This is a genomic window from Mesorhizobium sp. M1163 (assembly GCF_040318415.1).
Classification (GTDB): domain Bacteria; phylum Pseudomonadota; class Alphaproteobacteria; order Rhizobiales; family Rhizobiaceae; genus Mesorhizobium.
Genome location: NZ_JAMYMF010000014.1, coordinates 16125 through 30791, shown reverse-complemented (window position 1 = coordinate 30791; position 14667 = coordinate 16125). Strand labels below are relative to the sequence as shown.

At 61.4% G+C, this 14667-nt stretch carries 13 protein-coding genes and 2 pseudogenes; 5 read left to right on the top strand and 10 right to left on the bottom strand.

The features are described 5' to 3' along the window. Positions 1–411 precede the first annotated feature (411 nt). The 3 genes from NKH43_RS15150 to NKH43_RS15140 all read left to right on the top strand — a co-directional run bounded on the left by NKH43_RS15150 (position 412) and on the right by NKH43_RS15140 (position 5263). Positions 412–612, top strand: a complete 201-nt coding sequence (locus NKH43_RS15150; RefSeq protein ID WP_352858930.1) for a DUF1194 domain-containing protein — start codon at positions 412–414, stop codon at positions 610–612. Between the two features lie 323 nt (positions 613–935). Beyond that, positions 936–2066 carry an efflux RND transporter periplasmic adaptor subunit gene (locus NKH43_RS15145; protein ID WP_352858929.1) on the top strand — a complete coding sequence of 377 codons (1131 nt, stop codon included), beginning with the start codon at positions 936–938 and terminating at the stop codon, positions 2064–2066. Beyond that, positions 2063–5263 (top strand): efflux RND transporter permease subunit, encoded by a 3201-nt coding sequence (locus tag NKH43_RS15140; RefSeq protein ID WP_352858858.1) that lies wholly within the window; start codon positions 2063–2065, stop codon positions 5261–5263. The genes NKH43_RS15145 and NKH43_RS15140 overlap by 4 nt, the downstream gene beginning before the upstream one ends. A 279-nt stretch (positions 5264–5542) precedes the next feature. On the opposite strand, the gene NKH43_RS15135 is transcribed toward NKH43_RS15140, so the two are convergent. Beyond that, positions 5543–6070 (bottom strand): hypothetical protein, encoded by a 528-nt coding sequence (locus tag NKH43_RS15135; RefSeq protein WP_352858935.1) that lies wholly within the window; start codon positions 6068–6070, stop codon positions 5543–5545. 61 nt (positions 6071–6131) lie between these two features. Then, positions 6132–6305: pseudogene (locus NKH43_RS15130) on the bottom strand (recombinase zinc ribbon domain-containing protein); the annotation flags it as partial. 79 nt (positions 6306–6384) lie between these two features. On the opposite strand from NKH43_RS15130, the gene NKH43_RS15125 reads away from it, so the two are divergent. Continuing rightward, a complete protein-coding gene (locus NKH43_RS15125) occupies positions 6385–6852 on the top strand; it encodes a DUF995 domain-containing protein (RefSeq protein ID WP_352858857.1) in 468 nt (155 codons plus the stop codon). A 78-nt stretch (positions 6853–6930) separates the two neighbouring features. Here the strand turns inward: NKH43_RS15125 and NKH43_RS15120 are convergent, their stop codons facing one another. From NKH43_RS15120 to NKH43_RS15105, 5 genes and pseudogenes are all read right to left on the bottom strand, one after another. Next, positions 6931–7224 (bottom strand): hypothetical protein, encoded by a 294-nt coding sequence (locus NKH43_RS15120; RefSeq protein WP_352482028.1) that lies wholly within the window; start codon positions 7222–7224, stop codon positions 6931–6933. Beyond that, on the bottom strand, positions 7221–7472 hold the full coding sequence (locus tag NKH43_RS15115; protein ID WP_352482027.1) for a hypothetical protein: 252 nt from the start codon (positions 7470–7472) through the stop codon (positions 7221–7223). Before NKH43_RS15115 ends, NKH43_RS15120 begins: the two co-directional genes overlap by 4 nt. Positions 7473–7521: 49 nt before the next feature. After that, positions 7522–7707 (bottom strand): hypothetical protein, encoded by a 186-nt coding sequence (locus NKH43_RS15110; RefSeq protein WP_023720306.1) that lies wholly within the window; start codon positions 7705–7707, stop codon positions 7522–7524. Positions 7708–8520: 813 nt separating this feature from the next. Next, positions 8521–8634 (bottom strand): annotated as a pseudogene (locus NKH43_RS35335) (transposase); the annotation flags it as partial. A gap of 168 nt (positions 8635–8802) precedes the next feature. Then, on the bottom strand, positions 8803–10134 hold the full coding sequence (locus tag NKH43_RS15105; protein WP_352858855.1) for a PQQ-dependent sugar dehydrogenase: 1332 nt from the start codon (positions 10132–10134) through the stop codon (positions 8803–8805). Between the two features lie 402 nt (positions 10135–10536). Between NKH43_RS15105 and NKH43_RS15100 the strand changes: the two genes are divergently transcribed. Beyond that, positions 10537–11496 carry a DMT family transporter gene (locus tag NKH43_RS15100; RefSeq protein WP_352858927.1) on the top strand — a complete coding sequence of 320 codons (960 nt, stop codon included), beginning with the start codon at positions 10537–10539 and terminating at the stop codon, positions 11494–11496. 116 nt (positions 11497–11612) lie between these two features. Here NKH43_RS15100 and NKH43_RS15095 read toward each other — a convergent pair whose 3' ends face one another. The 3 genes from NKH43_RS15095 to NKH43_RS15085 all read right to left on the bottom strand — a co-directional run bounded on the left by NKH43_RS15095 (position 11613) and on the right by NKH43_RS15085 (position 14619). Then, entirely contained in the window at positions 11613–12236 is a 624-nt protein-coding gene (locus NKH43_RS15095) for an ABC transporter ATP-binding protein (RefSeq protein WP_352715402.1), read from the bottom strand. Positions 12237–12337: 101 nt separating this feature from the next. Further along, positions 12338–13486: an ABC transporter permease gene (locus NKH43_RS15090; protein WP_352858854.1), complete on the bottom strand. Its 1149-nt coding sequence runs from the start codon at positions 13484–13486 to the stop codon at positions 12338–12340. Further along, entirely contained in the window at positions 13483–14619 is a 1137-nt protein-coding gene (locus NKH43_RS15085; protein ID WP_352642738.1) for an efflux RND transporter periplasmic adaptor subunit, read from the bottom strand. The genes NKH43_RS15090 and NKH43_RS15085 overlap by 4 nt, the downstream gene beginning before the upstream one ends. Between the last annotated feature and the right edge of the window lie 48 nt (positions 14620–14667).

Here is a 14667-nt window from a genome sequence, read left to right as displayed (position 1 = left end):
TCCGCCTCCGCATCGGCACGATGTTGAGACGGCCGCGCACATAACTGATTTGCTCGAGACCTGATCGACATGGTTGGCACCGATCGTGCATCGCTGCTGCAAGAAGCCAGGATTCTGAAGGCGCATGGAGGTCTACTTCCTGACCGAGTCCTGCCAGCCGAATGGTATTGGAACATTCGGGGGGAAGCAGCAAAACGGGCTCCCGCTACCATAAACGTAATTTAGACCCGCCCCTTGGCGGGTTTTTCATTTCCGTCGCCGAGCTGGGTGCGCGCGGTTTCGCGGCTGACGCCGAGTGCAATTGCCACCGCAGCATTCTCCCGTTGACCAACCGGATGGACGCGCCGAGATGATGTCCTTCATTCCACGCTTCGCTGGTCGGAGAAAACCCGAACGGGCACGAGGCGTGCTATTCGCTGTGGCGGTGAGCCTGACAACGTCGCTCTCGGCCACGGCGGAGCAGGTTTCCTCGGTGGATCTCGAACTGGTGTTTGTGTCGATGTATCGTCTTCAACGAGCGAGACGGAACAACGGCTGCAGCGGGAGGGATATGTCAACGCACTGCTCGATGCCGAAGTGTTGCAGTCCATTAGAATCCGGCCGGCGTGGTAATGCCCATATCGGTCTCCTTCGACCAATATGAATCATAAGCCGTCCATCAAAGGAATCCTGAATCCCTTAATTCGCGACTGACTTTAGCCCGGTGGCGGGGCAGCCACAGGGTGGACATTTCAGCCCACATGGAAAATGATCATGTTGCCATGCACAACACTGCAGTGCTCTGATCTCGACGAGAAGCCTGAGCGTAGAAGCGGATCAACCGACCTCCGGTCCAGCGAGCGAGGACGCAAATGGACACCCCAGAGAATGGGCAATTGCATCGCGACGCGGGCGGGCGACCCCGTCGATCGGCCGGCTGGCTTGCCCGCGCCGCCATGTCGACGGCATTCCTGCTCGGCATGGCTTTCAGCAGCACTGTGTTTGCGCAGGACCAGCAGCTTCCCGTGGTGACGGCGGCCAAGCCGGTGGTCCGTGAAATCGTCGAGGACGACGAGTTCGTCGGGCGCTTCGAAGCCGTCGACCAGGTCGCCATCCGTTCGCGCGTCAGCGGCTATCTGGACAAGGTCAGCTTCCAGGACGGCGCACTGGTCAACAAGGGCGACCTGCTCTTCACCATCGACCAGCGTCCGTACCAGGCGGCTTATGATGCCGCCAAGTCGCAAGTGGACGTCGCCAAGAGTCTGCTCGAATTCTCCAAGATGCAGCTGGATCGCGCCGACGAACTCGCCAAGACCGGCAATATCTCAACCGCGACGGTCGACGACCGCCGGCGGGAATACCTTTCGGCGCAGGCGCAGATGCAGGGCGCGACGGCTGCGCTGACGACGGCCAGCCTGAACATGGAATTCACCGAGATCAAGGCGCCCTTGTCCGGCCGCATCGACCGCCGGCTGGTGTCGGTCGGCAACCTCGTGCAGCCGGATTCCACCTTGCTGACGACCATCGTTACGCGCGATCCGATCGACTTCTATTTCGACGTCGATGAGCGCCTGTATTTCAGCTACGCCCGCGACGCGAAGGAGCGTGGCGGCAGCATGCAGGAAGGCGCCGGCGGGCTCGAGGTGGTGGTTCGCGTCGCCGACCGCGCAGAGGCGGTATTCAAAGGCAAGCTCGATTTTGCCGAGAACCGGATCGACAACGCGACCGGCACCATGCGGGTGCGTGCAAGTTTTCCCAACGCCGACGGCATTCTCCAGCCAGGCATGTTTGGGCGCATCAACGTGCCGGGGTCGCTGCCGCATAGCGGCGTGCTGGTGCCCGACAAGGCGATCGGCGCCGATCAGGATCGCCGCATCGTGTTCCTGGTGGATGAGGCCGGGATGGTGTCGGCCAAGCCTGTGCGCACCGGCCCGCTTCTCGACGGCTACCGAGTGATCCGCGCGGGCCTGACCGGCGACGAGACGATCATCGTCAACGGGCTGATGCACGCCAGGCCCGGCACCAAGGTGAAGGTCGAGATGGTGACGTTGCCGCCCAAGGCCGAGACCGCCGAGTTGCAGCAATGAGGTTCGCACATTTCTTCGTCGACCGTCCGATCTTCGCATCGGTCGTTTCGATCGTCCTGCTGATCCTCGGCGGGATTGCTTATACCCAGCTCCCGGTCGCGCAATATCCCGAGATCGCGCCGCCGACCATCGTCGTTCGCGCGCAGTATCCGGGCGCCGACGCCGAGACGGTCGCAGCGACGGTGGCAACGCCGATCGAGCAGGAGATCAACGGCGTCGAGGGCATGCTCTACATGTCGTCCTATTCATCGGGCGACGGGGCGATGGCGCTGACCATCACCTTCAAGCTGGGCACCGATCTCGACCAGGCGCAGGTGCTGGTGCAGAACCGCGTGTCGGTCGCCGAGCCGCGCCTGCCCGAAGAAGTCCGCCGCCTCGGCATCACCACCACCAAGACCTCGCCCGACCTGATGATGGTCGTGCACATGCTGTCGCCCGACAATACCTACGACCAGCTCTACGTCTCGAACTACGCCCGCTCGCGGGTGCGCGACATACTGCTCAGACTCGACGGCGTCGGCGACCTCATCATCTTCGGCGAACGCGAATATTCGCTGCGCATCTGGCTCGATCCGGAAAAACTGTCCGCCCTGGGGATGACCTCGGGCGATGTGGTGCAGGCGCTGCGCGACCAGAACGTCCAGGTGTCGGGTGGCTCGATCGGCGCGCCGCCGACCAGCACCGGCACGGCGTTCCAGTACACGGTCACCACGCAAGGCCGCTTCAACGACGCACGCGACTTCCGATACGTGATCGTCAAATCGACCGACGACGGCCGTCTGATCTCGCTGCAGGACGTGGCGCGCATCGAGCTCGGCGCCAAGGATTACGTCACCAACTCCTATCTCAACGGCAAACCGGCCGTGGCGCTCGCCATCTTCCAGCGGCCGAGCACCAATGCGCTCGCCGCAGCCGCGGAGATCCAGGACAAGATGAAGGAGCTTTCCCGCGACTTCCCGAAGGGGTTGAGCTACGACATCGTCTACAATCCGACCGAGTTCGTCGCCGAGTCGATCCAGGAGGTCTACAAGACAATCCTCGAGGCGATGCTGCTGGTCATCATCGTCATCATCGTCTTCCTGCAATCGTGGCGCATGGCGATCGTGCCGATCGTGGCGATCCCCGTGTCGCTGATCGGCACGCTGGCGGTGCTTTACGCCGCCGGCTTCTCGCTCAATATGCTGACGCTGTTCGGCCTCGTTCTGGCGATTGGCATCGTCGTCGACGATGCGATCGTCGTGGTCGAGAACGTCGAGCGCAATATCGCCAGAGGGCTGGCGCCCAATCCGGCGTCGCACCTGACCATGGACGAAGTCGGAACGGCGGTCATCGCGATCTCGCTGGTGCTGATAGCCGTGTTCGTACCGACAGCCTTCATCCCCGGCATTTCTGGGCAGTTCTACCTGCAGTTTGCGATCACCATCGCGGTGTCGACGGCGATCTCGGCATTCAATTCGCTGACGCTTTCGCCGGCGCTGGCGGCACTGCTGTTCAAGCCGCATCACGCCGCGGCGCCGCCGCGCTTTTTCTTGGCGCGGTTCGGACGGGCGCTCGCCGACGGCTTCAATCGCGGCTTCGACAGCGTCGCCCACTGGTATTCGAGCATCATCCGCGTGCTGGTCGGGTCGTGGATAACGATCGCCGCCATGCTGGCCGTTTTCGCGGCCCTCATCTACGCCACGGTCTACATGGTGCAGGCGGTGCCGCGCGGTTTCATTCCGTCGCTCGACCAGGGCTATGCGATCGTCGTCGTCCAGTTGCCGGACGGCGCCTCGCTGTCGAGGACCGATGCGGTCATCCAGCAGGCGTCGCAGATCATCCAGAAAACGCCAGGCGTCGACTACGCAGTCGCCTTCGCCGGCTTCTCCGGCGCGACCTTCACCAACGCCAGCAACGCGGGCGTGATCTTCGCCAGGTTCAAGCCGTTTGACGAGCGACTGAAAGCCGGCCAGTCGGCGACCCAGGTCATCGGCAATCTGTTCGGCAGCCTGCAAAGCATCAAGGAAGCCTTCATTATCGCACTGCCGCCGCCGCCGATCCGCGGCGTCGGCAATGCCGGCGGCTTCAAGCTGCAGATCCAGGAGCGCAACAGCGCCGACATGCGGCAGATCCTGGCGCTTGCCAACGAAATCGCCGGCATGGCCAACAAGACGCCGGGGCTGACGGGCGTGTTCACCACGTTCTCCGCGTCGAGCCCGCAATTCTTCCTGGCGATCGATCGCGACAAGGCGCGCATCCTGAACGTGCCGATCCCCAACATCTTCGAGACGCTGTCGATCAATTTGGGCACCGCCTACGTCAACGACTTCAACGCTTTCGGGCGCGTCTACCAGGTGCGGGCGCAGGCCGACCAGGCGTTCCGCCTCGATCGCGCCGACATCTTGAAACTGAAGGTGCGCTCGGCGACCGGCGCGCTGGTTCCGCTCGGCACGTTGATCGAGATCCGCGACGTCACCGGCCCGGCGCTGGTCCAGCGCTACAACATGTACGTCTCGGTGCCGCTGCAGGGCAACGCCGCGCCCGGCGTTTCCACGGGCGACGCGCTGGCATTGATGGAAGGGATCACGGCAAAGACGCTGCCGGCCGGTACCTCCTATGAATGGACCGAGCTCGCCTATCAGGAGCGCAACACCGGCAATGCCGCTGTCTATATCTTCGGACTGTCGGTGCTGTTCGTGTTCCTGGCGCTGGCGGCGCAATATGAAAGCTGGGTGCTGCCGTTCGCCATTGTGCTGGTGGTGCCGCTCGGCGTGCTCGCGGCGTTGCTCGGCGTGTCTTTCCGAGGGCTGGACAACAACATCCTCGTGCAGATCGGCCTCATCGTGCTGATTGGGCTTGCCGCCAAGAACGCGATCCTGATCGTCGAATTCGCGCGCCAGGCGCAGGAACGCGGCCTGTCGGCCGCCGAAGCTGCCGTCGAAGCCTGCCGGCTCAGGCTGCGGCCGATCCTGATGACCGCTTTCTCGTTCATCCTCGGCGTCGTGCCGCTGATGATCGCAACGGGCCCGGGCGCAGAAATGCGCCAGTCGCTGGGCACCGCGGTGTTCTCCGGCATGCTCGGCGTCACCTTCGTCGGCCTGTTCCTGACGCCGGTGTTCTACGTCACGCTCAGGTCGCTGTTTTCACGGCGCAAGCCCGGTGCCGAGGCCGAGCCTTCGGGGCCGGCAGAGGCGCCATCGGAGACGGCCGCCGAGTAGGGTTACGAATTCGCCGCGTCGGGCGCGGCTTATCACTCCAGAAAATCGGCGGCGCGGTAACGGCCACGATCTGCGCGACAACCGCGACCTCCGGAGTCCTCGCTTGCGATGTCTGCTTTCAGGACGCGGCGAAGCTGATCTCTCTGACCGAAATCAGGCGCGAAGCTGCCTTTCAACACCGGACCAAAGCGCTGGATTTTGATTCGTTTAAGATATCTGGCACGACCGAAGAGATTAGACTGCTGGCCCCCGAATTTGATTCCCAGCAGACGGCTCTACTCAACCGCAGCAACGAAGCCTGAACTGGTAAATTATAGGGTCTGGGGAAAGGCGGTAGCGCTCTCCCGCTACCATCGCCCCCCGAACGGAGACGAGGTGGCCAAGGCCTTGGTCGACCATGTTTGACAGGTATCCATCAATCAGGATCGATGGCTGCTCGCCTGCCTTCGGCGGGTAGACTGTCACGGTCGACACGACGTCGCGGACGATCTTCTTGGCTTCTTCCGAGACGAAGCCATTCTCTCCGATCGCGGCGGCGAGCGCTTCCAGATCGCGGATGTAGCGGGCGACAAGCGCCGGCTTCAGCGTCACGACCTTCGGCGGCTGCGGCAGCACGGCGAGCTCGGCCTCGAGGTGCTGGCGCTCCTCGCGTAGCACTGGCAAGCGCTGCTCGGCTTCGGCTTCCGAAATCATGCCCTTGACATAGGCGTTCAGCACGCGGTCGTATTCGCGCCTGGCGGCGTCGAGCCGCTGGGCGGCCTTTTCGCGAGGCGCCCTGCCCCGAATAGAGCTTTTGATGCTCGTCATTGTAGGCAGCGACATAGTGGTCGATCAGCGCCTTGTCGTTCAACCTGGCGCGCAACCCGTCGATGACCGTCGCTTCGATATGATCGAGCGCATAGGGCCTGACATTGGTGCATGAGCGCGATTCCTTGGCGCGCGTGCACATGATGCGCGTCAGGCGACCCATCCTGTCCTTGACCGACATGCCCGACCCGCAGGCGCCGCAGCGCAGCGGGGTGTGCCGGCGCAAGTGCCTCACGTCGGCGATTTCCTGCCTCGATTCTCCTCTGAGGAAATGCTAAATTAGTCATTGCTTGGGCAAAGAGAGGGAGGTCTTTATGCGTGCATTTGCAATTTTTCTGTTAGGCGGCGCTTTGACTAGTTTTGTGTGTGCGTCCGCATGGGCCGGCAAGCTGCCGAAGGACGCGGTCGAATTAACCGCAGCCGAGGTCAAGGCGATATATTCAGGCAAGACGGGTGTTTATGACGTCTCTAGCATTTACTATGCATCTGACGGCACAACCAAAGGAATCTTTGGCAAACCTAAGGTAACGGCAACTTTTAAGGGCACTTGGAGCGTAAGTGGTAATGAGATGTGCGCCAAGAATAAGCCAAAGGGTGATCCAAAAATCTACAGGGACTGCAACAAATTTTGGCGTTCTGGAAAAAGGATATATGACCTTTGGTCTGTCCACTATGATGGATCAAAGCCGGATCTAAAGAGCGGGTATGTTACCACTACCGTTAAGAAGCTTAAGGACGGAGATTTAGTGGCGAAAAAATACGCTGCTGCAGGCGGGGAGTGACAAAAGCGACAGGAACACGCAAGGAAAAAGCCCGCCACCGTGAGGCGGCGGGCTTAGCAGTTCCGTCTGGGTGCCGGTTCAGTGGCGCCCAGCGGGCCCTTCAAGGAACTCCATGAAGTTTTCCACCGCTCTGTCCGCTGGCGTTGACCGGGAGTTGCAAGCACTGAGAATGGCGGCGGCGATTTTCAGCATATCGGTGCGACTTCCAACAATCTTTGACACCACGGCATTTTCTGTGCCGCCGTCATAAGTCGAGCGCTGCAGGACATGCAGCGTCAGCCTGAGATTGTCGCCCATAAATTGGAGTGGGCCGGCACCAGTGACGAACGTGTCAGAGACGCAGAACGGTTCGACGGTCGGGACGGCGCTCATGATGCCGCCTTTCTGGCCTTGGCGTCGGCCATCGCGTTGTCGATACACGCTCCAGCCGCTTCGTTCAGACGTTCGGCGAGGTCGCGGGCGATCATGGCCAGCGCGCTTATTTGGTCCGCCAAAGCGACCCTCTTCCCGTCGCGCTCGAACTCCTGTTCCATGGTCTGGCCATAGAGCACTTCGAGCAAGTGGTGCAGGTTCCCAGTATCGAATTGCAGGTCGTCGAGGTCATCTGAAGGCGCGGTCATGACGCGGCGCCCCCGAGGGTTTCGTAGTAGGCGTTCTTAACCTTCCGCGTCATCTGCTCTGCAATGGTGGCAATGAAGAAAAGGCGCTCCCCCTCGCTTGGGTCAGAACGAAATTCCCGTCAGGTACTGTGGAAAAGACCTCCAGCATGGTCAGCAAGACGTCGGCCACGTTGTCCGCGTCACAGATCAGCGGCTCCAAATCGGCGAAGGTCATCTTCTCCTTGGCGGCGCTCATTTTGGGCAGAATCTGAACTTGGAGTTGGCCAGCAGTTCTGTAGCCGAAAGTGGAGTTGCGGCTCCGTGGCTCGGAAGGTCAGAGCCGGACCTTCAAGCGCCCCGCGAGCATCGGCATGAACGTGCCCCGAACCGGACTTATCCCAAAAGTCCGAAATGCCTGCTCTCGAGCCAAATCTGGCGATCCGCTTCCTGGCACAAGTGTGCGGCTGTCGATCCGTTGCGTCATTCGGTCCTGTACGCAACGCCGGATCAAAGCGCTCTCCTCTGCAGCTGTTGTTTGGGATCCCGGGCTCGTGCCTTGTCGCCGAAACGGATTCCGGCGTAGGGCGAGACCCCCGCAAAGCCGACGTTGACGTCGCGGCAGACGTTCGTCGTCTGCGGGTCAGACTTTTCGTTTCGGGAACTGCGCGATTGCGCCAACTTCGGACGTTCAGCTTCCCTACTGCTACGGCAGGTGTGATCCTGGTTAGAAGCCTCAGCGCACCGTTCACGTCGAGAGGTGAGCGCATCAGCCTAGCGACTGGACCCCTGGCCAGGGGCTCTCCTTCGTTCACGTGTCGAGACCAGAGAAAGACGATGAACTCCGCAGACTAATTTCTCTCTCTAGTCTGCGATGTCCTTCTAAGTCATTGAAATGTTGGCGCGCCCGGAGAGATTCGAATTCCTGACCCCAGATTCGTAGTTTGCAGCTACGCCGCGTGCCGGCGAAAATGGAAGACGCGTCTTCGATAGTGGGTATTGCGATGTAGCGGTCTCCCGCTACCAAATTCAGATATTTGTCCAGCCCGGAGACATGGGTAACAGTTTGTACCTAAGACATGGGTGACAATCTCGTGCCGAACGGATTGCCGATGGTCTGCAACGTCCTCTGTTCCAGGTCGAGATATCCCAGATCATAGTGCATGAAGCTGACGAGCCAAATGCCTCCGGCCAAAAGCCAAAAGTGTTACCCATGTGTCCGGTACAAAATGTCACCTATGTCTCGGGTCGCTCAGCCTGCCATATGCATCGAGATCGTAGCCGAATGCAGCCATATCGGGCGTGGCGCTGTAGCCGAAGGCTGGTGAGGTCGGAATCAGAAAGGCACCTGCGCTCAACGGCCATTCGCCCGGCGGACCCGCCAGATGACGTTACCGACGTCGTCGGCGACGAGCAGTGCGCCAGTCTGATCGATAGCAACGCCGACCGGACGGCCCATCGCCTCGCCATTACGCCCGATGAAGCCAGTGAGCACATCTTTCGGAGGACCGCTCGGTTTGCCGCCATGGAACGGCACGAAGATCACCTTGTAGCCGCTGTGCACGCTTCTATTCCACGAGCCGTGCTGGCCGACGAAGGCGCCGTTGCCGTAGGTCGGACCGAGCCGGGCGCCTTTGGAGAAGGTCAGTCCCAGCGAGGCGGTATGAGAGCCCAGGGCGTAATCGGGCTTGACCGCCGTCGCCACGAGATCGGGGCGCTGCGGCTTAGCGCGTTCGTCGACGTTCTGTCCGTAGTAGCTGTAGGGCCAGCCGTAGAAAGCGCCGTCACGAACCGAGGTCATGTAATCCGGCACGAGATCGTCACCGATCTCGTCACGCTCGTTCACGGCGACCCAAAGCTCGCCAGTTTCAGGATTCCAGGAGAGCCCGTTCGGGTTGCGCAGGCCCGAGGCGAAGACCCGCGTGCGGCGGGTCGACCGATCCACTTCAAGGACAGTGGCGCGGTTCTTCTCCGCGGCTATGCCGTTTTCTCCAACGTTGCTGTTGGAACCAACGGTGACATAGAGCTTGCGTCCATCCGGACTTGCGATCACGTCCTTGGTCCAATGATGGTTGAGGTCCCCGGCCGGCAAGTCGATGATCTTTTCCGGCGACGTGCTGACTCGGGTCTGGCCATTGGAGTAGGGGAAAGCGACGAGCACGTCGGTGTTCGCGACAAAGAGCTTGCCTTTGGACAGCGTCATGCCGAAGGGCGAATTGAGGCCTTCCGCGAACGTCGTGCCCACATCCGCAATGCCGTCGCCATCGGTGTCGCGCAGCAGCGTGATGCGATTGGCGCTTTTGGTCGCGGCGCCAGCCCGCTTCATAGCCAGGTCCATGAAGACCTTTCTAAGACTGAAGCCTTCGTCATGCTTGGCAGGGGCATTGGTTTCAGCAACCAGAACGTCGCCGTTCGGAAGCACATGCAGCCAGCGCGGATGGTCGAGGCCGGTGGCGAAGGCGTTCACTGTCAGCCCCTTCGCCGGGGTCGGCATACCTCCTTTCTGCCAGCCTTTCGCCTCGGCGATGTTAACAGTCGGGATCAGCGTCGGTCTTGGTTTCGGTAAAGTGGGGTTGGGGCCATAGCCAGTTATTGCCCCGGTTTTTTGCGCCGGGATGCCGGCGCAGCCTGCCATGACGGCGCCCAACACCGCTACGAGTACGCTCCCTCGGAAGCCGGCATGCATCGGACGTCCTCCGCATGGATATGTGTCGCGCTCTTTGTGCAAACGGAAGTCAGTGGCTTATTCTTCCAATTGCTTCGAAAAAAACAGCGGCGCTCGTGATCCGAGGGCCAGGAATTCGCGACAGATCTGCTCTCGGCAGAAATATGGCGCGAGAAGATTGTGGCAACCGCGCGAATATCTGTCGCGCAATATGAATCTCAGATTCGTATCGCGCGAAATCGATACGGCTTGCGCTTTTCGGTATCGAGTTGCTCATGGGCCAACATGCGTTCGAATGGAACGAGACCGTGAACGGCGGGACCCACAATGACCCGCCGATTGCACCAGCCGGTGAAACAGCTGTTGTTGCTGCTTAGCAAGACGCTGCAAATCTGCTAAAGTCTGCGATGGGAGGAGACGGATATCCAATCACTGCCGATAGCACAGCCAAATGTAGCTAAGGCGACACCCGGCGCATCACTTCCGCTCGCCTATTCCCTCGCGACGCTCTGCTGGCTCCTGTCCGCCGGCGTCTATATTGCCGCCAAGTGGGTTGCCCCCGAGATGCCGCCTTGGGCGCTCTGCTTCTGGCGGCTGGCGCTCGCCTGCGCGATCCTGCTGCCTATCGTCCATCGTCATCACGGGGCGATGCTCGTGCTGATCCAATCCCGGGTGATCGAGGTGCTGGTCATCGGCGCCATCGGGCTGACCTTGTGTCAGGGCATGATCTACACGGGCCTCAACTACACCAACGCGACAACCGCCGGCATCATCATGGCGCTGTCGCCGATCATGACCATGGTGCTTGCACGCTTCGTGCTTGGCGAGCCCCTCGGTGTCTGGAAAGCGCTTGGAGCGCTGGTCGCCCTGGCTGGGATGGTGGTGATCGTGGCGCGCGGCGACCTTGCCGCGCTGATGCAGCTACGGTTCAATCCCGGCGAGTTGTGGATCGTCGGCAGCGCGCTTTGCTGGGGCCTCTACACCGTGCTGCTGCGTCGCGCGAAATTCGGCATTGAGCTTCTGCCGATGGTGGTCCTGCTGCTGGGAGCCGGCGCGCTGGCCGCACTGCCTCTCTATCTCTGGGAACTGTTTTCCGGGGATCGTTCGGCGCTGCATGCGAACGGCCTTCTGGCCCTCGCCTATGTTGCCGGCCCGGGCGGCGCTCTGATGTACTATCTCTACAACCGCAGCGTCGAGACGCTTGGCGCCGGGCGCGCCAGCATGCTGCTCTATCTGCAGACCGCCTTCGTCGCCGTGCTCGCTTATCTGTTCCTTGGCGAAAGCTTGCACGACTACGATCTCGCCGGCGCCGCCTTCATCGTCGCCGGCCTGCTGCTCGCCACCGCGATCAAGCCGAGGCAGCGCACGGTGCGTGTCGCGTAGCGAACCTCAGTTCCGCCGCTTCGGCGAGCAGTTCGTAGAATCAAAGCACCACCCGAAGCGAAGCCGGATCATTGAAGCCGGCTCTGTACCGCGCCTTGGCCCACGCCGCCCGTTGATTAATGCCGTTCGGCCATCAAGCCAAAGGGAGACGGCGCTCGTTCCCGCCCATCCTCGAGCTCGAGCATCGAATCGAAATAAGTTTTCCAGCGCGTATCGTGAGTCACAACGCAGATCGCGACATTGCGGCTGTCCGCCAGATGCCTGAAAACCTTCATCACCATCTCCGCCCGTGTACCATCCAGTGCGGCGGTAGGTTCGTCGGCCAGAATAACGGTGGGATCGTTTGCCAAGGCCCTGGCGATTGAAACGCGCTGCTGCTCGCCGCCGGAAAGTTGGGAAGGATAATTGGAGCCGCGATGTTCAATGCCCAATGCGGCGAGAAGCCGGCTGGCTCGCGCCTGCGCCTGCTGGCGACCGACATCGTTGACCTGCATGGCGATGGCAATGTTTTCGGCGGCCGTGAGAAAGGGGATCAAGTTCGCTTTCTGGAACACAAACCCAAGATGGCTCCGCCTGAAGGCTCGTAGCTCGTTGAGCTTCGCACCGGGACGCGAAATCACCTTGCCGTCGAACAGGACCTCTCCCGTGGTCGGTGTCTCCAGCAGACCGGCGATCATCAGCAGGGTCGTCTTGCCGGAGCCGCTGGGCCCGACGATGCCGGTAACGCTGCCGGGGCTCAAGGTCAGCGAACCTGCCGCCAGCGCGGTGACCGGCGAGCCCCCGCTCTGGTAGACCTTGCTGGCGTTCCGAACCTCCAGCGTGGCGAGGCGGCGCTTCGACATCAGGCCAACACTTCCTGGGCACGGACCGCGAGCGCGCGACGAATCGCAAACCAGCTGGCCGCAAGGCTGAGTGCCATCAGCACGAACGACAACACGCCAAGATCGGATTCGGTGATCAGCACAGTTCTTGGAAACCTCGGATAGATCGTAAACGAGATGGCTATGGCCAGAACGAGGCTGCAAAAGCCGATCAACCCCGCCTGCTGTGCAATCATGCCGATGATCACCCGGTCACGCGCGCCGATCAGCTTCAGAAGTGCTATCTGCGCGACCTTCTCGATCGTCATCGTATAGATGGTCAGTGCTATGACGGCGCAGCAGATCAGCAGCGTCATCGTCGTGAAAGCCAGGATCTGGACGCGGAGCTTGCCGAGGCGGCCGTCCAGTAGAAGCGTTTCCTGGTCCTGCTGCGTGAGGACCTCGACGTCGCCCCAGCGTTTGATCGAGTCACGCACGACCTCCTTGTCCGCGCCCGGGAGAGTTTCGACGATGACGGCAGCGACACTTCCGGTCTCGTCGCCGAGACCCATGCGCGTCTTGCCCTTGGCCGCACGGTTGAGGAGGATCGCCTCGCTGGGCAGCAGTTGGTTGATGACCTGCGCGTCCGGGATGGTGACGAACAACAATCCGTCGCCACCCATGTCGACCTGCCCGGTCGACACGCCGACAATCGTATAGCTATCTCGTCCAAGCCGGATCTCGTCACCCACAACCAGGCCGAGAGTCTTGTCGGCGATGGCCTCATAGCGATTTGATTGGAAGTACCGGCCGGCGATCAACGGTATCCAGCTGCCACTGTCGCTTGGATAGTCCACACCAGTGACCGACATGCGCAGCGGCAGCCCGTCAATTTCGAACTGCTGGTTGTATTGGATGAACCGCCGCGTTGCCGCCACACCGGCCACACCGGCCACGCGGCGATCGAGATTGGCCGGAACGGCGGAAGATTCGGCGAACGGTCCGGACTTTCCCCCTTCGACGACCCAGAGGTCGGCACCAATGCCGTCGATCACGATCAAGGCTTCGTAGACGATGCCGCGATACATGCCCAGCATGCCGATCGTCGCCGCCATCAGCAGGCCGACGCCGAAAACGGTCAGGATGAACCTCAGCAGGTTATGCCTGATATCTTTGACCGCGAGATTCACCTGCCCAATGCCTGGAGGTTAACCGCCTGGTACTGGAAGCGGCCTGTCGGACTGAGCACGACATCACCTACCTTTAGGCCGCGCGTGATCTCGATATCGGTGCCGCTGGAGTAGCCCAGTGAAACAGGAGCCCAATAGGCCCGCCCGTCATGTGCAATCCATAGACCCACCCGTCCCTGGTTTCTCGCCAGGAACCGCTGTGGCACCGCAATGCCTGGTGACGGCGATTCCGCTTGGATGGTGACGCTTGCACGCTGACCCACAGCCCAGTTCGCCGGCACCTCACGCAATTTAAGATCGACCGTAAACTCGCGGGTCTCTTGATCGACCTGCCGGCCGATCCGCGCAATGGAAGCAGCGTAGGGTCGTTGCGGATCCGATGAGAAGGTGACTTTGGCTACTTGCCCCGGCCGAAGCGACCCCATTGCGGATTCGTCGAAGCGTGCCATGACCAGCAATGACGTCGGGTCGACAATCTGCATCAGTTCGACGCCCGGAGAAAGCAGGTCCCCCACCGTGCGGCTGCGGGAAACCACCACCCCGTTGACAGGCGAGCGTATGGAGGTTTCGCCGAAACGGCTTCGTATCTGCTCGACCTCGGCGGAGGCGGCCGCGACCTGGGCCTTTGCGCGCTCGATGCTAGCGGTCGCTCGCGCCAATGCGGCCTCGGCTTGCTTCTGGGTACCTTCGAAGAGGTCGAACTCGGCCTGAGAAATCGATTTGCTGGCGAGCAGGCTCTTCCTGCGATCCAGATCTGCCTTTGCAGTACGGGCGGCGATAGCCAGCCGGTCACGCTCCAATTCGGCCTCGCGCACGCTCTCCGCCGCAGCCCGGTCGTTGGCGACCGCGGCGGCAAGCTGATACTCGATTTCAGTCGCGTTTAGCGTGGCGAGGATATCGCCGGTCTTCACCTCGTCATTCCGGTCGACGCGAACGTCGGCCAGGAATGCCTGGATCCGTGCCGTCACGATGACCTGGTTGGTTGCACCAAGGAGGCCGGGTCCGGCGATTTCACGCGCGATCAGCCTTCGCTGGGCGACATAGGACTCCACCTGAGCAGGCCAGATATACCAACCAGAAAAGAGCCCGACTGCCGCCAGAACGGCAAACAAAATTAAGATGAAGCGAATCACGTATCTTTACCTGCACCGGCTTCCACCGGCCCCGCTGATCCTGGATCG

Bases quoted from the DNA above. Each gene is read 5' to 3' on its own strand.
- NKH43_RS15105 (WP_352858855.1), bottom strand. From the start codon at position 10,134: ATGCATGCCGGCTTCCGAGGGAGCGTACTCGTAGCGGTGTTGGGCGCC.
- NKH43_RS15140 (WP_352858858.1), top strand. From the start codon at position 2,063: ATGAGGTTCGCACATTTCTTCGTCGACCGTCCGATCTTCGCATCGGTC.
- NKH43_RS15145 (WP_352858929.1), top strand. From the start codon at position 936: ATGTCGACGGCATTCCTGCTCGGCATGGCTTTCAGCAGCACTGTGTTT.
- NKH43_RS15110 (WP_023720306.1), bottom strand. From the start codon at position 7,707: ATGAGCGCCGCCAAGGAGAAGATGACCTTCGCCGATTTGGAGCCGCTG.
- NKH43_RS15135 (WP_352858935.1), bottom strand. From the start codon at position 6,070: ATGACGAGCATCAAAAGCTCTATTCGGGGCAGGGCGCCTCGCGAAAAG.
- NKH43_RS15120 (WP_352482028.1), bottom strand. From the start codon at position 7,224: ATGAGCGCCGTCCCGACCGTCGAACCGTTCTGCGTCTCTGACACGTTC.
- NKH43_RS15125 (WP_352858857.1), top strand. From the start codon at position 6,385: ATGCGTGCATTTGCAATTTTTCTGTTAGGCGGCGCTTTGACTAGTTTT.
- NKH43_RS15115 (WP_352482027.1), bottom strand. From the start codon at position 7,472: ATGACCGCGCCTTCAGATGACCTCGACGACCTGCAATTCGATACTGGG.